The sequence below is a fragment of the Sphingomonas astragali genome (assembly GCF_051400615.1).
In the GTDB taxonomy this organism is placed as follows: domain Bacteria; phylum Pseudomonadota; class Alphaproteobacteria; order Sphingomonadales; family Sphingomonadaceae; genus Sphingomonas.
This window is the reverse complement of the sequence record NZ_JBLFFH010000002.1, coordinates 910,920-930,774: the sequence shown is the minus strand read 5'-3', so window position 1 is coordinate 930,774 and position 19,855 is coordinate 910,920. Positions and strand designations below refer to the sequence as shown.

The 19,855-nt window shown below is 68.3% G+C and carries 16 protein-coding genes; 5 read left to right on the top strand and 11 right to left on the bottom strand.

Annotated features, from left to right (window positions below; genetic code table 11):
* Positions 1–7 precede the first annotated feature (7 nt).
* Positions 8–1,810, top strand: a complete 1,803-nt coding sequence (locus tag ACMGER_RS12685) for an acyl-CoA dehydrogenase C-terminal domain-containing protein (RefSeq protein ID WP_436812498.1) — start codon at positions 8–10, stop codon at positions 1,808–1,810.
* Positions 1,811–1,934: 124 nt separating this feature from the next.
* On the opposite strand, the gene ACMGER_RS12680 is transcribed toward ACMGER_RS12685, so the two are convergent.
* From ACMGER_RS12680 to ACMGER_RS12665, 4 genes are all read right to left on the bottom strand, one after another.
* Positions 1,935–3,344, bottom strand: a complete 1,410-nt coding sequence (locus ACMGER_RS12680) for a cell wall hydrolase (protein ID WP_436812497.1) — start codon at positions 3,342–3,344, stop codon at positions 1,935–1,937.
* Positions 3,345–3,566: 222 nt separating this feature from the next.
* Complete coding sequence (locus ACMGER_RS12675; RefSeq protein ID WP_436812496.1) at positions 3,567–3,893, bottom strand: hypothetical protein; 327 nt, start codon at positions 3,891–3,893, stop codon at positions 3,567–3,569.
* A 78-nt stretch (positions 3,894–3,971) separates the two neighbouring features.
* Positions 3,972–4,892 carry a cysteine synthase A gene (gene cysK / locus ACMGER_RS12670; protein WP_436812495.1) on the bottom strand — a complete coding sequence of 307 codons (921 nt, stop codon included), beginning with the start codon at positions 4,890–4,892 and terminating at the stop codon, positions 3,972–3,974.
* A 31-nt stretch (positions 4,893–4,923) separates the two neighbouring features.
* The gene (locus tag ACMGER_RS12665; protein WP_436812494.1) at positions 4,924–6,294 is read right to left on the bottom strand and encodes an MFS transporter; all 1,371 of its coding nucleotides are present in this window, start codon (positions 6,292–6,294) and stop codon (positions 4,924–4,926) included.
* Between the two features lie 107 nt (positions 6,295–6,401).
* Here ACMGER_RS12665 and ACMGER_RS12660 point away from each other — a divergent pair, with 107 nt between their 5' ends.
* Positions 6,402–8,099, top strand: coding sequence for a DUF885 domain-containing protein (locus ACMGER_RS12660; RefSeq protein ID WP_436812493.1), 1,698 nt, complete (start codon positions 6,402–6,404; stop codon positions 8,097–8,099).
* Between the two features lie 107 nt (positions 8,100–8,206).
* Here ACMGER_RS12660 and ACMGER_RS12655 read toward each other — a convergent pair whose 3' ends face one another.
* The 5 genes from ACMGER_RS12655 to ACMGER_RS12635 form a co-directional block, all read right to left on the bottom strand.
* Positions 8,207–9,562: an MFS transporter gene (locus tag ACMGER_RS12655; RefSeq protein ID WP_436812876.1), complete on the bottom strand. Its 1,356-nt coding sequence runs from the start codon at positions 9,560–9,562 to the stop codon at positions 8,207–8,209.
* Between the two features lie 134 nt (positions 9,563–9,696).
* On the bottom strand, positions 9,697–10,128 hold the full coding sequence (locus tag ACMGER_RS12650) for a cupin domain-containing protein (protein ID WP_436812492.1): 432 nt from the start codon (positions 10,126–10,128) through the stop codon (positions 9,697–9,699).
* Between the two features lie 85 nt (positions 10,129–10,213).
* Positions 10,214–12,778 carry a TonB-dependent receptor gene (locus ACMGER_RS12645; RefSeq protein WP_436812491.1) on the bottom strand — a complete coding sequence of 855 codons (2,565 nt, stop codon included), beginning with the start codon at positions 12,776–12,778 and terminating at the stop codon, positions 10,214–10,216.
* An 88-nt stretch (positions 12,779–12,866) separates the two neighbouring features.
* Entirely contained in the window at positions 12,867–13,688 is an 822-nt protein-coding gene (locus ACMGER_RS12640) for an alpha/beta fold hydrolase (protein WP_436812490.1), read from the bottom strand.
* 199 nt (positions 13,689–13,887) lie between these two features.
* Positions 13,888–14,427, bottom strand: a complete 540-nt coding sequence (locus ACMGER_RS12635) for a glycine zipper 2TM domain-containing protein (protein WP_436812489.1) — start codon at positions 14,425–14,427, stop codon at positions 13,888–13,890.
* Positions 14,428–14,616: 189 nt separating this feature from the next.
* On the opposite strand from ACMGER_RS12635, the gene ACMGER_RS12630 reads away from it, so the two are divergent.
* Together ACMGER_RS12630 and ACMGER_RS12625 are read left to right on the top strand one after the other, a co-directional pair.
* Entirely contained in the window at positions 14,617–14,976 is a 360-nt protein-coding gene (locus ACMGER_RS12630) for a WYL domain-containing protein (RefSeq protein ID WP_436812488.1), read from the top strand.
* A 174-nt stretch (positions 14,977–15,150) separates the two neighbouring features.
* The gene (locus tag ACMGER_RS12625; RefSeq protein ID WP_436812487.1) at positions 15,151–15,396 is read left to right on the top strand and encodes a hypothetical protein; all 246 of its coding nucleotides are present in this window, start codon (positions 15,151–15,153) and stop codon (positions 15,394–15,396) included.
* Between the two features lie 82 nt (positions 15,397–15,478).
* Here the strand turns inward: ACMGER_RS12625 and ACMGER_RS12620 are convergent, their stop codons facing one another.
* On the bottom strand, positions 15,479–17,788 hold the full coding sequence (locus ACMGER_RS12620; RefSeq protein ID WP_436812486.1) for an ATP-dependent helicase: 2,310 nt from the start codon (positions 17,786–17,788) through the stop codon (positions 15,479–15,481).
* Between the two features lie 234 nt (positions 17,789–18,022).
* Between ACMGER_RS12620 and ACMGER_RS12615 the strand changes: the two genes are divergently transcribed.
* A complete protein-coding gene (locus ACMGER_RS12615) occupies positions 18,023–19,672 on the top strand; it encodes an inorganic phosphate transporter (protein ID WP_436812485.1) in 1,650 nt (549 codons plus the stop codon).
* Here ACMGER_RS12615 and ACMGER_RS12610 read toward each other — a convergent pair.
* Complete coding sequence (locus ACMGER_RS12610) at positions 19,630–19,839, bottom strand: hypothetical protein (protein ID WP_436812484.1); 210 nt, start codon at positions 19,837–19,839, stop codon at positions 19,630–19,632. The two genes, ACMGER_RS12615 and ACMGER_RS12610, sit on opposite strands and share 43 nt — an antisense overlap.
* Positions 19,840–19,855: the final 16 nt, after the last annotated feature.

Sequence of the window (19,855 nt, the reverse complement as noted above, 5' to 3'; positions counted from 1 at the left end):
AGAAACCATGCCGCAATATCAGCCGCCTGTCCGCGATACGCGATTCATCCTGGATCAGGTGATCGGGCTCGACCGCTACGCCAACCTGCCGGGCTTTGCCGTGGCGTCACCCGACGTGGTCGAGGCGGTGCTGGAGGAGGGCGGCAGGTTCGTCGCCGAGGTGCTGTTCCCGCTCAACCAGACCGGCGATGCGGAAGGGTGCACCCGGCATCCGGACGGCAGCGTCACCACGCCCAAGGGCTTCAAGGAGGCCTATCGCCAGTTCGTCGAGAGCGGCTGGGCGACGCTCGCCGCGCCGGAGCAGTTCGGCGGGCAAGGGATGCCGCACGTCGTCGCCACCGCATTTCAGGAATATATGATCTCGGCGAACATGGCCTTCGCCATGTATCCGGGACTGACCCATGGTGCGATCGCCGCGCTGCTGGTCAAGGGATCGCCCGAGCAGCAGGCGAAATACGTGCCCAGGATGGTGTCAGGCGAATGGGGCGGGACGATGAACCTGACCGAGCCCCAGTGCGGCACCGACCTCGGCCTGATCCGCACCCGCGCCGAGCCGCAGGCGGACGGCAGCTACGCGATCACGGGGACGAAGATCTTCATCTCGTCCGGCGAGCATGACCTCACCGACAACATCATCCACCTCGTGCTTGCCAAGACGCCGGGCGCGCCGGACAGCTCGAAGGGCATCTCGCTGTTCGTGGTGCCGAAATTCCTGGTGAACGACGACGGATCGTTGGGCGAGCGCAATGCGGTCACCTGCGGGTCGATCGAGCACAAGATGGGCATCCACGCCAACTCGACCTGCGTGATGAACTATGACGGGGCGAAGGGCTGGCTGGTCGGCGAGGAGATGAAGGGGCTCGCCGCGATGTTCATCATGATGAACGCGGCGCGGCTCGGCGTGGGGCTGCAGGGGCTGGCGGTGGGCGAGGTCGCGTTCCAGAACGCGGTGCAATACGCCAAGGACCGCCGCCAGGGCCGCGCGCTGACCGGGCCCAAGGACCCGGAGGAGAAGGCCGACCCGCTGTTCGTCCATCCGGACGTCAGGCGGATGCTGATGGAATCGAAGGCGTGGACCGAGGGGCTGCGCGCGCTGTGCTTGTGGGGCGCGCTCCAGGTCGACCTCGAGCACGCGGCGCAGAGCGAGGAGGAGCGGCAGCTCGCCGCCGACCTGATCGGGCTGCTGACCCCGGTGATCAAGGGCGTCGGCACCGACGCCGGCTATCGCATCGCAACCGACAGCCAGCAGGTCTATGGCGGGCATGGCTACATCACCGAATGGGGGATGGAGCAATATGTCCGCGACGCCCGCATCTCGATGATCTACGAGGGCACCAACGGCGTGCAGGCGATGGATCTGGTCGGCCGCAAGCTCGCGCAGAACGGCGGGCGGGCGGTGCAGGCCTTCTTCAAGCTGGTCGCCGAGGAATGCGCGGCGGCGAAGGGCGACGAGAAGGTCGCCGATTTCGCCGGACGGCTGGAGAAGGCGCTGGGCGAGCTCCAGGCCGCGACGATGTGGTTCATGGCGAACGGGATGCAGAATCCCAACCAGGTCGGCGCAGGGGCCTATAGCTACATGCAGTTGATGGGGATCGTCGCGGTCGGCCTGATGTGGCTGCGCATGGCGCGCGCGGCGGCAGCCGGGCTTGCGGCGGACGGAGGCGATGCGGCCTTCCTGGAGGCGAAGCTCGTCACCGCGCGCTTCTTCGCCGAACGGATCATGCCCGACGCCGGCGCGCTGCGGCACAAGATCGAAGGCGGGGCGGAGAGCGTGATGGCGATCGACCCGGAGCTGTTCGTCGCAGCCTGAGGTCCGTCCTAACCGGATTGAAGTAGCACCGGTGCTCCTGCGAAGGCAGGAGCTCTGGCCGCAAGCGATCTCCAGTGATCCCTGCATTCGCAGGAGCACGATGCCACTTTATCCGGACTAGCTCCTACTCCTCGCCCGCCTTCGGGGCCGGTTTCAGCGGCGTCGGGCTCGGGACGGGGGCGGGTCCACGACCGTCCGCCGGAGCCGCGGCGGGCGCTGCCTTGAGGCGTACGCCGGCAAGCGGCGGGGGCGTGGTGGGTTTCGTTGGCACCACCGGCGGGGGCGCGATGCTCCCCGACACTCCGCCGGTGACGCTGCGCAGGTCGAAGTTCGGGTTCGCGCGGGAGGGGGCGAGCGCTGCGGCTGGCGGAACCATCGTGATCGAGACCTGCGCCTTCATGCACTGGTTCGGCTGGGTGTTCTTGAACTCGCTGCAGTTCCACAGCGTCTTCTCGAAATTGAACGCGCGGTCGCGAAGATAGCTGAACGACATCGCCCGCTGCTGCACCGGCGTGATCGGCAGCGCGGCCGGGGTGGCGGCCTTGTCGGTCCAGGACATGAACTTGCAGAAGGGCCGGTCGCCGCAGGCCTTCAGCGCGAGTGCCGGGTACATCTCCGGGCCGAGCCGGGGGTCGAGCGTGACGAGGAAGGTGTTCGAATCCTGCGCCAGACTCTGAGGCACTGCCAGACCCTCCGGCAGCAGCACGTTCGCGACGTCCGTCGCAAGCGCCGCGACGTCATCTCCCGGCAAGTGGTGCGCGGTCGAGAGCCGCGCGAGCTGCGGGATGTTGGGTTCGGCCCCGGTGTAGCGGCTGGCGAAGGCCGGCGGGGTGCCCCACCAGCCGGTCCAGCGGAAGAAGAGGTGGGTGTGCACCTCGGTGATCTTGTCGAGGCTCGCGCTCCAATAGGGCACCACCCAATCGGTGTGATAGTGGGTCGCATGGCCGACGCGCTTGTCGATCGTGCCGTTGAGCGCGGCCCTGGCGATCTCGCGCGCGCGCTCCCAGGCGGCGGGGCGCACGGTGCGCAATATCGCACCGTCGCAGGTGAAGGTGAACTGGCAGCCGGTGCGCCGCTCCGCCCCTTGGAACACCACGCCGCATACGCTGTGCGGGAAGGCGGGATGGCGGACGCGGTTCAGCACGACCTGCGCCACCGCCTTCTCGCCGGAAGCGTCGTCGCCCGCCTCATAGATCACCGCGGCGGCGAGACAGTCGATGGCGCGCGCCTGATCCTCCGGCGAGCCGGAGATTCGGAACGGTCGCGCCGCCGGGTTGGGCGCGGTGGAGAAGGGGATGCTGGCGTTATACTCGCGGGCATCCTCCGGCGCGAGGTTCTGGAGCTCGATCGGCTCGACCGGCGGCAGCTCGGCCGGGGGGACGACGCGTTGCGGACGCACCACCTTGGCCGCGACCGGCGGAAGCTTCGGCGCATGGGTCACGAGCCACGCGGGCACGGCGATCGACGCGGTCGCAAGCAGCGCCAGCACGCCGAGCAGCCAGCGCGGCAGGGGAGTGGTGGCAGATAACGTCATGCGATCGTGGATGAGGACGCTGTCTCTATGGAGCTGATATGGGCGCGCCAACATTCGGGCTGCACCTCCGGTTCAACGGGACGCGGGGCCATAGCGCAATCGTTTCGTTGGCGGAAGGGCGGGGGCGACGGGTGGTGAGGGGGGTGCGGCCGGATCAAGGCGATGTCAGTGTTCCTGCCTTCGCAGGAGCACGATGCAATCTGATACGGGCAACCCAGGGCCCTAATCCGGCCAGAAACCGGTGCCCTGGCAGATGTCGAGCGCATCGAGCGCGCGGTTGCGGCAGCCTTCGCTGGTGCAGGCGGGGGCGGCGCGGGCGTAGCCTTGGGAGCAGGTTTCCGGCGCGCCGGGGCGCGAGACCCGCCCGGCGTCGTAACTGACCGGCTGCGGCGTCGGCTCGGTCGGGGGCGGAACCAGCATCGTGTTGCCGCCGGGATGATGGGGCGCGGGTGCCGCCGCCACGGCGAAGTTCGCACCGCCGCTGAAGACCATGGGCCAAACCAGAACGGTCGCCAGCATCGCGCCGGCACAGATCATCGCGTTGCGCACGGTTCCCCCCGGAAACGATTCGCGATTCGGGTTGCCAGGACCCCCCTATGGCGAATCGATGAATTTTGCGAGTCGCTTTCAGCTTTCCGGGAGGAAATCCGGGACCGACAGATAGCGTTCGCCGGTATCGTAGTTGAAACCGAGCACGCGCACCCCGTCCGGCAGGTCCGGCAGCTTCTGCAGGATCGCGGCCAGCGTCGCGCCCGAGCTGATGCCGACCAGAATCCCCTCCTCGCGCGCGGCGCGGCGGGCCATGTCCTTGGCCACCGCCGCGTCGACCTTGATCGCGCCGTCGATCGCCTGGGTGTGCAGGTTGCGCGGGATGAAGCCGGCGCCGATGCCCTGGATCGGATGCGGGCCGGGCTGGCCGCCCGAGATCACTGCCGACTGCTCGGGTTCGACCGCGAACACCTTGAGATCCGGCCATTCCTTCTTGAGCGTCTCGGCGACGCCGGTGATGTGGCCGCCGGTGCCGACGCCGGTGATGATCACGTCGATCGGGCTGTCGCGGAAATCGTTCAGGATCTCCTGGGCGGTGGTGCGGACATGGACGTCGACGTTGGCGGGATTCTCGAACTGCTGCGGCATCCAGGCGCCGGGCGTTTCCTCGACGATCTGCATGGCGCGTTCGATCGAGCCCTTCATGCCCTTCTCGCGCGGGGTGAGGTCGAAGGTCGCGCCATAGGCGAGCATCAGGCGGCGGCGTTCGATCGACATGCTCTCCGGCATCACCAGGATCAGCCTGTAGCCCTTGACCGCCGCGACCATCGCCAGGCCGACGCCGGTGTTGCCGCTGGTCGGCTCGACGATCGTGCCGCCGGGCTTGAGGTCGCCCGACGCCTCGGCCGCCTCGACCATCGACAGCGCGATGCGGTCCTTGATCGAGCCGCCGGGATTGGAGCGTTCGGACTTGATCCACACCTCGGCGCCCGGGAACAGGCGCTGAAGGCGGATATGGGGGGTGTTGCCGATCGTCTCGAGGATGGTGTTGGCCTTCATGGGTCAGGCTCCTGCGCTCGGTGGACGGAAATCAGGGATGGGGGTTTGTCGCCTCGGCATCAAGGGTCGCGTGCGGCGCGACCGGCTCGATCATCCGTTCGGGCGAATCGAAGGTGCGGGCGTTGCGCAGCTCCGGGAACCAGCGCGACCATAGGGCGGTGACGAGGATCGCGCCGATGCCGCCGGCGACCACCGCCGCGATCGGGCCGATCAGCGCGGCGAGGAAGCCCGATTCGGCCTCGCCCAGCTCGTTCGATCCCGAGATGAACAGGGTGGAGACCGCGCCGACTCGCCCGCGCATCTCGTCGGGCGTGTAGAGCTGGATCAGCGACTGGCGGACATAGACCGACACCATGTCGGCGGCGCCCACCACGAACAGCGCGATCAGGGCGAGGACCACCGCAGGCGCGAAGTCGCTGCCGACCGCCGACGGCCCAAGCACCGGCAGCAGCAGCGGCGCCGACAGGCCGAACACCGCCGTCGCCAGGCCGAACAGCGCAACCGCACCCAGCATCTTGGCGCCGACGTTGGTCCTGAGCGGCCGCCAGCCGAAGATCAGCGCCATCGTCACCGCGCCCACCGCCGGCGCGGCGCGCAGGTGGCCGAGCCCATCGGCGCCGACCTTCAGGATGTCGCGAGCATAGACCGGCAGCATCGCGGTGGCGCCGCCGAGCAGCACCGCGAACAGGTCGAGCGAGATCGCGCCGAGCACCAGCCGGTTGCGGCGGACGTAATGGAGCCCGTCGATCATCTGGACCCAGGGATTGGCCTCGCTCCTGATCGTGCTGCGCGGCACCCGGCCGATCAGCATCAGCATCAGGAAGGAGAAGCTGAACAGCGCGCCCGAGACGAGATAGGGCATCCAGTCGTTGATCGCGTAAAGATAGCCGCCGAGCGCCGGACCGAAGATCGCCGCGCCCTGCCATGCCACCGTGCTGATCGCGATGGCGGTGGGCAGCACCTCCTTGGGCACCAGATTGGGCGAGAGCGCGCTCAGCGCCGGGCCGGCGAAGGCGCGGGCGACGCCGAGCAGCGCGGCGATCAGGAACAGCCAGGGCAGCGCGATCTGATCGGTCCAGGTGAGCCAGCCGAGCGCGATCGCGCAGGCCGCCTCCATCGCCACCGCCGAACGCGCGATCCAGCGCCGGTCGAGCCGGTCGGCGACCCAGCCGGCGAACAGCGACAGCGCGAGCATCGGCAGGAACTGCGCAACCCCGATCAGGCCGAGTTGGAAGGCGGCCTCCTTCACGCTCATCGTGCGGCGGGCGAGGTCGTAGACCTGCCAGCCGATCACGATCACCATCGCCATCTGCGCCAGCGTCGCGGTGAAGCGGGCCAGCCAATAGGCGCGGAAATTGGGGATGGTGAAGGGATGAGGCGGGGAGGGGGCGGCTCTGGCCATGCGCGGCCGCTCATAGGCGCGGGATGTCGTTCGTTGCAACGGCTCTGGTGCTTGCCCGAACGCGATGCCAGCATCGCCGGCACAGATCAGCGTTCAGGGAGGCACATTTGAAGGGAATCTGGCTCGCGGCCCTTGCCGCGGCGGCACTGGCGGGCTGCACGCCTTCGGGCGGCGCCGCGCCGCAGGCGAAGGACTGGAAGGCGTTCGTCGACGCGACGATGGAGGAGCATTTCCGGCTCGATCCGGCGTTCGCGGTCTATCAGGGGCGGCACGACTTCGACGGCAAGCTGCCCGACTGGAGCGAGGCGGGGCTGAAGGCGACGGCCGATTTCTACCGCCGCACGATCGAGAAGGCGCAAGCGTTCCAGGGGCTCGACGCCGATCAGGCGTTCGAGCGCGACTATGTGGTGCAGGTGATGAAGGGCAAGCTGTTCTGGCTCGCCGACGCCGATCAGCCGCACCGCAATCCGGCCTTCTACGTCGGCGGCGGGCTCGATCCCAACGTCTATATCGCGCGCGACTATGCCGACGCGCCGACGCGGATGAAGGCGATGATCGCCTTCCTGAATGGGGTGCCGACGGCGGCGGCGAACATCCGCGCGAACCTCAGGATGCCGATGCCGGCGAGCTTCGTCTATTACGGCAAGGCGGGGTTCGGCGGGTTCGCCGACTATTACACCGGGGACGCGAAGAAGGCCTTCGCGAGCGTCAAGGATCCGGCGCTTCAGCAAGAGTTCGACACTGCCGCGGCGGCCGCCGGCAAGGCGATGCGCGACCTGGCGAAATGGTTCGACGACAACGGCAGGACGACGACGCAAGACTTCGCGCTCGGGCCCGAGAAGTTCGCCAAGATGGTCAAGGATACCGAGGGTGTCGACGTCAGCCTCGACGAGCTGGAGGCGGTGGGCCGCGCCGACCTCAAGCGCAACCAGGACGCGCTCAAGGCCGCCTGCGCCGAATTCGCACCGGGGGCGACCGTTCCCGCCTGCATGGAGAAGATGAAGGCGGACAAGCCCAAGGACGGCCCGGTCGCCGCCGCCACCGCGCAGATCCCGGAGCTGCGCGACTTCGTGATCAGGCACGACATCGTCACCATCCCCGGCACCGAACAGGCGCTGGTGCGGGAGAGTCCGCCCTACAACCGGCAGAACTCGGCCTATATCGACCCCGCGGGGCCGTTCGAGAAGGGGGTCGCCTCCGTCTACTACATCTCGCCGCCCGATCCCTCATGGCCGGCGGCGGTGCAGGCGGCGTTCGTGCCGGGCGAGGCGGACCTCCTGTTCACCACCGTGCATGAGATCATGCCGGGGCACTTCCTCCAGTTCCTGCACAGCAACCGGGCGAAATCGGTCTTCGGGCGGGCCTATGTTGGCTATGCCTTCGCCGAGGGCTGGGCGCATTATGCCGAGGAGATGATGTGGGAGGCGGGTCTGCGCGGCACGCCGGAGACGCATATCGGCCAGATCTCCAACGCGCTGCTGCGCGACTGTCGCTATCTCTCCGCGATCGAGCTCCACGCGCGCGGGATGACGCAGGCGGACAGCCAGAAGCTGTTCGAGGAGCAATGCTATCAGGACGAGGGCACCGCCCGGCAGCAGGCGGCGCGGGGGACCTATGATCCGTCGTACCTCAACTACACGATGGGCAAGCTCTTGATCCGCAAGCTGCGCGACGACTGGACCGCGACGCGCGGCGGCCGCAAGGCGTGGAAGGCGTTCCACGACCAATTCCTGAGCTATGGCGGCCCGCCGATCCCGCTGGTGCGCAAGGCGATGATGGGCGGGGAGGCGAAGGCGGTGTTTTAGAATTTGATCCGTCCGGCTTGAAGCAGCTGTTCCCCGGCGAAGGCCGGGGCCCAGTCTCGAACCGCTTGCACTGGACCCCGGCCTTCGCCGGGGAACAGAGCTCGATTCTAACGAATCTGGCTCGCCGGCTGCGTGCCTCCGGACTCCCCGAACTGGGGATTGCGGATCGAGGGGCGCAGCCGCGCGATGCTGCACAGGCCCGCGATCAGCGCGAGCGCGGCGGCGGTGTAGGGCGGCACCGCGCCTGCGCCGACGCCGATCGCGAGCAGCGCCGCGACCATCGTCGCGCCGGAGGTCTGGCCGACCATGCGGATCGTCGAGACCAGACCCCCCGCCGCCGTGGCGCGGTCGCGCGGCGCCGAACCTACCACCAGACGCGCATTGGGCGACAGGAACATGCCGAAACCGGCGCCGCACAGCGACATGCGCCAGGCGACGTCGAGATAATCGGGATGCGGCGGCAGGTTGGCGAGCAGCAGCAGTGCGGTCACCGACAGCGTCATGCCGATGCCGCCGAGCAGGCCGGCCGGGATCCTGTCCGAGAGGGCCCCGGAGACCGGGGCGACGAACAGGGTGGTGAGCGGCCAGGGCGCGATCATCGCGCCGACCTCCGACGGTGCGAAGCCATAGGCGTGCTGGAGGCGGAACGGGACCGACAGCAGCAGGGTCTGGCTGGCGAGGAAGGCGGTGAAGGCGCCGATCGCCGACAGCGCGATCACGGGTCGGGCGAGCAGATCGATCGGCAGGATCGGCTTGGTGTCGTTCATCTCGCGCCGGACGAAGAACCAGCCGATCACGCATCCCGCTGCGACGATCGCGGCCGATACCACCGGGCTGTCGCCATGGACGGCGGTCTCGAGCCCGCCGATCACCAGCCCGAAGGTGGCGGCGCACATGATGCCGCCGATCACGTCGAACGGCTCGCTGCGCCTGGGAAGGTCGGGCAGCGCGCGCCCGAGCAGCAGCGAGACGATCGCGAAGGGCACCGCGCTCGCGAACACCCAGGGCCAGGGCGCGATGCCGAGGATGAGGCCGCCGACCGTCGGCGCCGCCGCGGCCGAGCTCGACACGATCACCGCGTTGAGGCCGAGGCCGCGGCCGAGCATCGATCGCGGGTAGATCGCCCGCACCATCGCCGAGGTGACGCTGAGCGCCCCCGCGGCGCCGATCGCCTGCACCGCCCGCACAATCAGCAGGAACGGCAGGCTCTCGGCGAAGAAGCAGAGGATGGTGGCGATGGTGAAGACGAGCTGCCCGCCCTGATACACGCGCTTGACGCCGATCCGCTCGGCGAGGCCGGCGAACGGCAGCAGCAGCATCACCAGCATGAGCTGGTAGACGGTGACGACCGCGACCACCGAGGAATTGTCGACGTGGAGCGAGCGGGCGATCGTCGGCAGCGCGACCGCGGCGATCGCGCCGTCGATCACCACCAGCGCGGTGCCGAACGACACCGCCACCATCGCGACATAGCGGCGCGGCGTCGGCAGGCCGTCGTGGGGGAGCGGAAGGGAAAGGGCGGTTTGCTCCTCGTCCAGATCATCTGCCCCGGAGCCGGTCGGAGGGGAAGGGGAGCGATCGACCATCGTCGAACGCTTTAGGAACGCGGCTCCCGAGTCGGCAAGTCCGGCGTCCAGCCTTCGGGAGCGAGCTCGAAGCCGGCGAAGTCGAAGCCCGGCGCGACGATGCAGCTCACCAGCGTCCAGCCGCTGTCCGCTTCGGCCGATTGCCAGGCGTGCGGCGGGACCAGCATTTGCGGCGCCTCTCCGCCGAGCACGTCGGGGCCTAGGCGGTGCTCGTCGGCATCGATCCTGAGCGTCAGCGGCGCGCCGGCGTGCCACAGCCAGATCTCGGCGGCGTCGACGCGGTGCCAGTGCGAGCGCTGGCCGGCGTCGAGCAGGAAATAGATCGCCGTCACCCGATCGCGGCCGCCGTCGGGCGAGGGCTCGCGCACCGTCTCGCGGTACCAGCCGCCCTCCGGGTGCGGGGCGAGGCCGAGGGCGGCGATCAGGTCGGCGGCGGTCGGCATGGCTTTCTCCGATAACGGGCTTCTTAAGATCCTCCCCGCGCCGGGAGGATCTTAAGAACTAGTCCCCGCATCTCCTCGCGTCCAATCAGCGCCGGCCGGTCTTGATGCTGAGCGCGACGCCGTAGATGCGCGGCTCGCCGGCGATGAAGGTGGGGAGGCCCAGGTTGTCGCCGGAGTTGCCGGCGTCCCTGATGTAATCCTTGCCGAACAGGTTGGTGGCGAACGCCTCGATCCGCCAGCCGGCCTCCGGCCGCTCGATGCCGATGCGCGCGTTGACCAGCGCGTAGCCGTCCTGGAACTCGTCCTGGATGTTGTCGGCGACCAGCGCGCGCGGCGGCTGCTGGAGCGCGGGGAGGTCGTTGTTGTCGTCGTAGAAGACCTTGCTCTGGTAGGTCACGCTCGGACTGAAATCGATGCGGAGCGGACCGACCGGCGCCTTGACCTGGACGCCGAACGATGCGGCATGATCGGGCGACAGGCGGAAGTGGTTGCCGTCGTAGATGCCGGACTTCAGCCGCCCGTGGTTGTAGGCATAGGTGCCGAACAGATCGACCCAGTCGGCGGCCGCCCAGCGGAACTGGCCCTCGAAGCCGTAGCTCTCGGCCTTGCCGGCATTGGTGACGACGAAGGCGGTGCCGACCTGCTCGGTCGTCTGGAAATTGTTGTACTTGTAGTAGAAGACTGCCGCGTCGAGCGACAGCTTGCGGTCGAGCAGCGCGGTCTTCACGCCGCCCTCGAAGCTGTCGACCGTCTCGGCATCGACCTTGGTGAACACCGGCGCGCCATAGGGAGCGGACGGCGGGCGCGGGCTCAGCAGCTCGGGCCGGCGGCCGCGGGCGTAGGTGAAGTAGAGGCTGGCGTCCTCGCTCGGCATGTAGCGGGCGGTGGCACGCCAGGTGAGGCCGTCGGTGTCGAGGTCCTGGCTGACGATCGAACCGTTGCCCGCGGTCGGCTGGCCGGAGATGGCGAACATCGGCACCGGATATTGGGCGGACTGCGGGATGGTGGCGGCGCCGGGCACGGCGAGCGCCTGGAGGAGCTGCGTCCGCACCGCTGCCGGCTGGCTCAGCGCACCGATGAAGCCGCCGAGGATCGAGCGGCCGCCCGGCACGGCGCTGGCGATGCCGGTGGTCTTGCTGTCGTGCGTGTAGCGGATGCCGCCGCCGATCTCGAACCTGTCGCCGAGCCTGAGCTTGCCGTCGGCGAAGACGTCGAAGCTCTCGGTCTCGTTGTAGTTGGTGGTGCTCTCGACGAAGCCGGTGCCGAGATTGGCGGCGATCGCCTGCGCCTGCGGCGTCGGCAGCAGCGCGGCGGCCTGCGCCGGGGTGATGCCTGCGAGGTTGGCGAGGACGCCCTGCAGCAGCGCGCCAGTGAACTGAGTGTTGCCGAACGCCGCGAGCGGTGCCGGGTCTGTCGCCGGGCGGCCAGGGATCGGGCCGTTCAGCACGCCCGCCAGCCGCGCCAGTGCGACGCGCTCGTCGAACTGGAGCGGCACGCGGGTCTGGCCGCTTTCCTTGAACCAGGTCGCGCCGACGAAGCCGGTGAAGCCGCCGTCGTTGTCGTAGGTGAGGCGCAGCGTCGCCTGGGTCTGCTTGCCCTCGGCGTCCTCGGCGGCCGTCAGGATCGGCAACGAGATGCCGTCGGCGTCGAACACCTCCTTTGAGTGGAAGCTCCGCCACCCAACCACGCCGTTCAGCGACAGGGCGTCCGTGAGCTCGTAGTTGACGAGGCCGGTGACGCCGCCGACGTCGCGTTCGAGGCCGAGGTCCTGACCTTCGCGGGCGACTAAGCTTGCAGGCGCCATCAGCGCCGCGCCCGAGTTGCGGCCGCGGTCGCCGATCACCGCGCCGGTGGTCGGGTCGGTTGGGTTGTAGGCGATCGACTTGAACGCGGTGCCGGCCGGTGCGTCGTGCTGGTAGTTGGCGATGACGTCGATCGTCAGCCGCTCCGGGGCGAAGCGGATCGAGCCGCGCACCGCCTCGGTATCCTGCGAGTTGAAGTCGCGGCCGCCGAGCAGGTTCTCGACATAGCCGTCGCGCTTCTTGACGCGGCCGGCGACGCGCACCGCCAGCGTGTCGCTGAGCGGCAGGTTCATCGTACCGTCGAGGCGATAGCCGTTGAAGTTGGTGTATTGCCCGTAGCCGTAACCGTAAACCGCGTCGGGATCGGCCTTGGCCTGGACGATGTTGACCGCGCCGATCAGCGCGCCGCGCCCGTAGAGCGTCGACTGCGGCCCCTTCGACACCTCGACGCGCTCGAGGTCGAAGAGCTCGACATAGGCACCGCGCGAGCGCGAGATCGACACGCCGTCCTGGAACACCGACACGCGCGGCTCGGTGAAGCTCTCGCCCGAATCGGAGGTGATGCCGCGGATCGACAGCGCGGGATTGTTCGGCGATTGGTTCTGGACGTTGAAGCCCGGAACATACTGCGCGAGACGCTCGAAATCCTCGATGCCCTGATCGTCGAGGAAGCTGCCGGTGTAGGCGGTGAGCGCGAACGGCACCTCGATCGGGCGCTGCTCGATCAGCTGAGCGGTGACGACGATGTCTTCTTCCCCGGCCGGCGTGTCGGCGGGCGCATCCTGAGCGAAGGCCGGCGCGGCGAGGGCGAGCGTGCTTGCGCTGAGAAGCAGGGCTGTGAGTCGCATGGTGTTCCCCTTTGGTTTTGAACCGCCCTAGGGGGACCACATGACGTTTGTGTTGCGGTGCGGCGGACGGCCGCCGCACCGGCATCGTTCAGCTTTCGATGAAGGCAAGCAGGTCGGCGTTGATCACGTCGGCGTGGGTGGTCGCCATGCCGTGCGGGAAGCCCGGATAGACCTTGAGCGTGCCGTTGGGCACCAGCTTGATCGCCTTCTCGGCCGCCGCGGCGATTGGGACGATCTGGTCGTCGTCGCCGTGCATGATCAGGCAGGGCACGTCGATCTTCTTGAGGTCCTCGGTATAGTCGATCTCGGAGAACTGCTTGATGCACTCGTAATGGGCGAGGATCGAGCCCTGCATCCCCTGGTGCCACCAATGGTCGACGATGCCCTGACTGGGCTCCGCGCCGTCGCGGTTGTAGCCGTAGAAGGGGATCGGCACGTCCTTGTACATCTGCGCCCGATTGGCGGCGAGCGTCTCGCGAAAGCCGTCGAACACCTCGAGCGGGGTGCCCTCGGGGTTCGACGGGGTCTTGAGCATCAGCGGCGGGACGGCGCCGATCAGCACCGCCTTCTTGACCCGCGACGTGCCGTGGCGGCCGATGTAATGGGCGACCTCGCCGCCGCCGGTCGAGTGGCCGACCATCACCGCGTCCCTGACGTCGAGCTGGTCGAACAGCGTGGCGAGGTCGTCGGCGTAGGTATCCATGTCGTTGCCCTGTGCGGGCTGCGACGAGCGGCCGTGGCCGCGGCGGTCATGGGCGACGACGCGATAGCCCTTCCGGTAGAAGAACAGCATCTGCGCGTCCCAGTCGTCCGCGGTGAGCGGCCAGCCATGGCTGAAGGTGATGACCGGGCCGGTGCCCCAGTCCTTGTAGAAGATCTCGGTCCCGTCGTTCGTGGTAATGAAGGGCATGGCGCGTCTCCGGTTGGCGGGGGCATTCCCGGGAGGCGCTATTACGCGAAGGCAACGATTCTGGCGTGTGCAAATGCGGCAACGATGGATTTCATTCTTCAGGCCAAGCGTAGGGGGTTACGGGGGCGCCGAGGCCGGTCCTCCGATCCTCGGGCCGCTGTTCACCTGAACGGAGCGGCCCGAGCCTGGCGGATGGAGATCAGCGGCAGCGGATCTGGCTCTGCTGCTGATCGATCGAGCGGCCGGCGAGCGCGCCGATCGCGCCGCCGAGCAGCGTGCCGACGGTGCGCGAATGGCCGCCGTCGATGACGTTGCCGAGGATGCCGCCGGCCGCGCCGCCGACGATCAGCCCGGTGGTGCCGTCCGAGCGCTTGCAGTAATATCGGCCGTCCTCGCCGGCATAGACACGATCGTCGGGGCGGAGCACGCGCTCTTCATTGCCGGGACGGTAATAGCGGGCGGGATCATAGCCGCCCTCATCGCGATCGCCGGGGTAGGGATCGGGCGCACGGCGATAGCCCCCGTTCGGCGGCGGCAGGTCGTCGCGATAGCTCCCCTGGTCGCGCTGCCGCGCGGCGACATAGCGTTCCACCTCGTCGCGATAGGTCTGGTATTCGCGGTCGAATCGCTCCTGCGCCTGATCGAAGCGCTGCTGCTCGGCTGCGCTCTGCGCGGCGGCTGGAGTGGCGAGAGCCGTACCCGCGGCGGCAGCGGCGGCGAGCAGGGCGGCGTGGATCATGCGCATGGTCTCATATCCTCTTCGATGTCCGAAGGTCCGGGCACGGTGGCAAGGATAGGAGCGGAAACCAAGATGGTTGCTGAACGATCGGGGCGCAACCGGCGGTCGCCGCGATGATCGGGCGGCTCGGCGACCGAATAATCATACAACTATTGCTGCAACGCAACATAATCGTGTAGACGGGGTCTCATGTACCTGATCGACGCCTCTCCTGCCGCGAACGCGCCCGTCAATCCGACGGCGCCGATCCTGGAAGCGATCGTGCGCCAGCGTTGCCTGACCGCGATCTACAATCGCGCGAACATCGTCGTCGCGCCGCATATCCTCTACACGCGGCACGGCGAGCTCTACGTCGACGCGGTGACCGTGTCGCGTAACATGGTGATGGTGCGCGAGCCGAAGCTCGCCACCTTCAAGCTGGCCGGTCTCGGCGGGCTGCGGGTGACTGAACGGCCATTCGAGCTCAGCAGCCTGTTCGACGCCGAGCTGGAGAAATACGCCGGTGTGACACTGATGAAAGTGGAACCGATCGCGCAATCCGCGGGTTAACGACCGTCACGAAGCTTGTCGGGCGGGGTCACCGACATGCTTGTCGTGGAGCCCTGTTCGGGCTATGTCTGAACTGTAGCGTGCAAATATCTGTTTCCGGATGGGACCGCCGGGCAACCAAGGCAGTGGAGCGCGTTACGCATTGCTGAGGTTCATTTGTCGAAGGGGTCTTTTATGCGTGCCAGACTTTTGACGTCCGCAGCGCTTGCGCTGTCTCTCGTTGCTACGCCCGCGCTTGCCAATCCGGCCGCGCGTCTGTCCGTTGCCAATGCGCCGCAGGTGCGCGCGTCGTCGAGCCTCGACGGCAAGAGCCGCCTCACCGGCAGCGCCTGGATCGGCGTTGTCGCCTCGCTTGCGATCGGCGCGGCGGCGATCGTGCTCGCGCTGGATGACGACGACGACGATTCGGATAGCAACTGATCGGCCGACGTTGGGAATTGAGGGTCGTCGGGATTCCCGGCGGCCCTTTTCCTGTTTCGGCAGGCGGTCGGCGGCCGCTCCGTCAATTCGCCGTTACGAAGCTGTCCATCACTCGTTTCCGGCCCGCCACCTCGAAGTCGATCTCGAGCTTGTTGCCCTCGATCTCGGCGATGATGCCGTAACCGAACTTCTGGTGGAACACGCGCTGGCCGAGTGACAAGTCGCTGCGGCCCTTGTTGCCGAGGCTGACGGCGCTCGATGTGTTCTCACGGATGCGGGTCGGCTCGCGGGTGAAGGTGCGGCTGGTCCAGTCGCCGCCGGGCTTGCCGCCGAGCGTGCCGGCGGCGCGCTGCCAGCCGGGGCCCCGACCGGTGCCGCGACCCACGTCCGCAAAGGGATCGGCGCGCTCGCTCCAGTTGGCGCGCCACAGGCTCTCGCCGCCGGACATGGTGGTCTCCTCGGCGGTGTGTGCCTTGGGCAGCTCGCCGATGAAGCGGCTCGGGATCGAGCTGGTCCATTGGCCGTAGATGCGGCGGTTGGCGGCGTGAAGGATCACCGCGCGTTGCCGCGCGCGGGTGATCGCGACATAGGCGAGGCGGCGTTCCTCCTCCAGCGACGCGAGCCCGCCCTCGTCGAGCGCGCGCTGCGAGGGGAACAGTCCCTCCTCCCAACCGGCGAGGAACACGGTGTCGAACTCCAGTCCCTTGGCGGCGTGGATGGTCATGATCGTGACCTTCGCCCCCTCGTCGGCGGCGTCGTTGTCCATCACCAGGCTGACGTGCTCGAGGAAGGCGCCGAGGCTCTCATACTCCTCCATCGCGCGAATCAGCTCGCCCAGGTTCTCCAGGCGGCCGGCGGCCTCGGCCGAGCGGTCGGCCTGCCACATCGCGGTATAGCCGCTCTCGTCGAGGATCTGGCGGGCGAGCTCGGGGTGGGGGAGCTCGTCCACCTTCTCGCGCCAGCGGGCGAAATCGGCGATCAGGTTGCCGAGCGACTTGCGCGCGGCGCCGGTCATCTCGTCGGTGTCGAGGATACGGGCGGCCGCGATGGAGAGCGGCACCCGCTCGGCGCGCGCGAGCTGGTGGAGCCTCGCCACCGCCTTGTCGCCGAGGCCGCGCTTGGGGACGTTGACGATGCGCTCGAACGCGAGATCGTCCGCCGGCTGCGCGACGACGCGCAGATAGGCAAGCGCATCGCGGATCTCGGCGCGCTCGTAGAAGCGGAAGCCGCCGACGATGCGGTAGTTGAGCCCGATCGCGATGAAGCGGTCCTCGAACTCGCGGGTCTGGTGCTGGGCGCGGACCAGGATGGCGATGTCGTTGAGGCTGGTGCCGGCGCGTGCGGCCGCCTCGATCTCGTCGCCGACGCGGCGGGCCTCCTCGGGGCCGTCCCACACGCCGATCACGCGGACCTTCTCGCCCTCGCTCGCCTCGGTCCACAAGGTCTTGCCGAGGCGGCCGCCGTTGTGGGCGATCACCCCTGAGGCAGCGGCGAGGATGTGCGGGGTCGAGCGGTAGTTCTGCTCGAGCCGGATCACCCGGGCACCGGGGAAGTCGCGCTCGAACTTGAGGATGTTCTCCACCTGCGCGCCACGCCACGAATAGATCGACTGATCGTCGTCGCCGACGCAGCAGATGTTCTTCCGCTCCTGCGCGAGCAGGCGGAGCCAGAGATACTGGCTGGAATTGGTGTCCTGATACTCGTCGACCATGATGTAGCGGAAGCGCTGCTGGTACAGGCTGAGCACCTCGCGGTCGGTCTTGAGGATCGTCAGCATGTGGAGCAACAGGTCGCCGAAGTCGCAGGCGTTGAGCGCGCGCAGCCGCTCCTGGTAGGCGGCGTACATCTGCGCGCCCTTGCCGTTGGCGTAGAGCTCCGACTCGCCGGCATCGACGTCCTTCGGCAGCAGCCCCTTGTTCTTCCACGCATCGATATGGCCGGCGAGGGCGCGGGCGGGCCAGCGCTTCTCGTCGATGCCGGCGACGGCGATCAGCGCCTTGAGGAGGCGGAGCTGGTCGTCGGTGTCGAGGATGGTGAAGTTGCTGTGCAGGCCGACCAGCTCGGCGTGGCGGCGGAGCATCTTCGCGCCGATCGCGTGGAAGGTGCCGAGCCACGGCATCCCCTCGACCGCGTCGCCGACAAGGCCCCGCACACGCTCGCGCATCTCGCGCGCCGCCTTGTTGGTGAAGGTGACGGCGAGGATCTCCGACGGATAGGCCTTGCGCGTATAGAGCAGGTGCGCGAGCCGGGCGGTGAGCGCCGCGGTCTTGCCGGTGCCGGCGCCGGCGAGGACGAGCACCGGGCCGTCGGTGGTGAGCACCGCCTCGCGCTGGGGCGCATTGAGGCCCTGGAGATAGGGCGGATCCTGGGGCGAGGGGGCGGGGACGGACATCGGTGAACAGTTAGGGAACGGCGGCATTGGGGGCAAGCGGGATAGATCCCTCTCCCTCTGGAAGGGCTGAGGGCCCGCTCGACGACGGCGAGTGGGATGGTGAGGGTGACCCTCGCCGGCTGTAGTCACCCTCCCCTCCCGCGCCTTCGGCGCTCCTTCCCTCTCCCGGAGGGACAGGGATAGTGGAGATTGTCATCTTATTGTCACACAAGTCGGCGAAGGGCGGGGCCGATCATGACCAGCATCGCTCTCGCGCCCGATGAGTCGGGTGAAGTCGCGCCGCCACGGCCGCGGCTCGACGCTCCTTCGCACCCCGCGGCGAAGTGGATCTTCGGCCTTATGCTCGTCGGCGGCTTCCTCTATGCCGGCTGGAGCGTGATGACCGATACCGCGGGCGTCGGGGAGACGCTGGCGGTCGGCGTGTTCGCCTTCCTCGCGCTGGCGATGCTGATCGCGCTCGGCTTCGAGTTCGTGAACGGCTTCCACGACACCGCCAATGCCGTCGCGACGGTGATCTACACCAATTCGATGCCCGCGCACCTCGCCGTGGTCTGGTCGGGCTTCTTCAACTTCCTGGGCGTGATGGTGTCGTCGGGCGCAGTCGCCTATTCGATCATCACGCTGCTGCCGGTCGACCTGATCCTCAACGTGGGATCGAGCGCAGGCTTCGCGATGATCTTCGCGCTGCTGCTGGCAGCGGTGATCTGGAACCTCGCGACCTGGTATGTCGGCCTGCCCAACTCGTCGAGCCACACGCTGATCGGGTCGGTGCTGGGCGTCGGCGTCGCCAACCAACTCATTTCGGCGGGTTCCAAGGGCGGCACCGCCGGCGTCGACTGGAGCCAGGCGCAGAAGGTGCTGTCGGCGCTCGTATTCAGTCCGCTGATGGGCTTCGTCGGCGCGTGCCTGCTGCTGCTCGTGATGCGGGTGCTGCTACGCAATCCCAAGCTCTACACGACCCCGCGCGCCGGCACGCCGCCGCCGGTCGGCATCCGGGCGCTGCTGATCTTCACCTGCACCGGCGTCTCCTTCGCCCACGGCAGCAACGACGGGCAGAAAGGGATGGGCCTGATCATGCTGATCCTGATCGGTTGCGCCCCCACCGCCTATGCGCTCAACCGCACCTTGCCGGCGAGCGCGACGCCTGCCTTCGTCGAGACCGCCCATCGCGCTGCCGCGGCGTTCGATGCGCGGGCGAACGGGGTCGTGGTGCCGGTCGAGCAGGCGCGCGAGATGATGACGCGCGCTCTCCAGGCGCGGAAGGCGGATTCGCCCGAGACCTTCGCGGCGCTGGCGACGACGACGCGCGACATCGCCGGCCGCGTCGAGGGCTACGGCTCGATCCGCGCGGTGCCGGCGAGCGCGACGCCGAACCTGCGCAACGACATGTATCTGGTGCTCGACACCAGCAAGCTCGCGACCCAGGGCGATGCGGCTGCCGGCTTCGGCGACGCCGCGGCGCTCAAGGCCGTGAACGACTATCAGGCCTCTCTCCAGAACGGCACGCGCTTCATCCCGCTGTGGGTCAAGATCTCGGTGGCGCTGGCGCTCGGGCTCGGCACCATGGTCGGCTGGAAGCGGATCGTGGTCACGGTCGGCGAGAAGATCGGCAAGCAGCACATGACCTACGGCATCGGCGCGGCGGCCGAGCTCGTCGCCGCCAGCACGATCCTGGCCGCCGACCGCTGGGGGCTGCCGGTGTCGACCACGCACATCCTCACCTCGGGCGTCGCCGGCGCATCGGTGGCGAGCGGTGCCGGGCTGCAGCCGCGCACGATCGTCAACATGGTGCTGGCGTGGGTGCTGACGCTCCCCGCGGCGATGGTGCTGTCGGGTTTCCTCTACTGGGTGATGCTGAGCATCGCGCGGGCAACCGGCGCCTGATCCCAGTCGATCGGACAATCGGCGAGAAGGGCATGGAAGCTCTTCTTCGCCACCCTTTCGTCCTTGACGACACGGTGCTCGATCTTGTGCGCGGGATTGGCGTAGGCGAGCGCCCCGGCGGCGAACGCGGCCACGGCGGCGAGCATAATGCGGTTGCGATCGCGCATGTCGTCCTCCCTTTGC

What these genes read in the sequence shown, in the direction of transcription:
- ACMGER_RS12640 (WP_436812490.1), bottom strand. Translation starts at nt 13,688, where the DNA reads ATGCCCTTCATTACCACGAACGACGGGACCGAGATCTTCTACAAGGAC.
- ACMGER_RS12665 (WP_436812494.1), bottom strand. Translation starts at nt 6,294, where the DNA reads ATGGCCAGAGCCGCCCCCTCCCCGCCTCATCCCTTCACCATCCCCAAT.
- ACMGER_RS12655 (WP_436812876.1), bottom strand. Translation starts at nt 9,562, where the DNA reads ATGGTGGCGGTGTCGTTCGGCACCGCGCTGGTGGTGATCGACGGCGCG.
- ACMGER_RS12685 (WP_436812498.1), top strand. Translation starts at nt 8, where the DNA reads ATGCCGCAATATCAGCCGCCTGTCCGCGATACGCGATTCATCCTGGAT.
- ACMGER_RS12645 (WP_436812491.1), bottom strand. Translation starts at nt 12,778, where the DNA reads ATGCGACTCACAGCCCTGCTTCTCAGCGCAAGCACGCTCGCCCTCGCC.
- ACMGER_RS12680 (WP_436812497.1), bottom strand. Translation starts at nt 3,344, where the DNA reads ATGACGTTATCTGCCACCACTCCCCTGCCGCGCTGGCTGCTCGGCGTG.
- cysK (WP_436812495.1), bottom strand. Translation starts at nt 4,892, where the DNA reads ATGAAGGCCAACACCATCCTCGAGACGATCGGCAACACCCCCCATATC.
- ACMGER_RS12625 (WP_436812487.1), top strand. Translation starts at nt 15,151, where the DNA reads ATGCGTGCCAGACTTTTGACGTCCGCAGCGCTTGCGCTGTCTCTCGTT.
- ACMGER_RS12650 (WP_436812492.1), bottom strand. Translation starts at nt 10,128, where the DNA reads ATGCCGACCGCCGCCGACCTGATCGCCGCCCTCGGCCTCGCCCCGCAC.
- ACMGER_RS12630 (WP_436812488.1), top strand. Translation starts at nt 14,617, where the DNA reads ATGTACCTGATCGACGCCTCTCCTGCCGCGAACGCGCCCGTCAATCCG.
- ACMGER_RS12615 (WP_436812485.1), top strand. Translation starts at nt 18,023, where the DNA reads ATGACCAGCATCGCTCTCGCGCCCGATGAGTCGGGTGAAGTCGCGCCG.
- ACMGER_RS12635 (WP_436812489.1), bottom strand. Translation starts at nt 14,427, where the DNA reads ATGATCCACGCCGCCCTGCTCGCCGCCGCTGCCGCCGCGGGTACGGCT.
- ACMGER_RS12620 (WP_436812486.1), bottom strand. Translation starts at nt 17,788, where the DNA reads ATGTCCGTCCCCGCCCCCTCGCCCCAGGATCCGCCCTATCTCCAGGGC.
- ACMGER_RS12610 (WP_436812484.1), bottom strand. Translation starts at nt 19,839, where the DNA reads ATGCGCGATCGCAACCGCATTATGCTCGCCGCCGTGGCCGCGTTCGCC.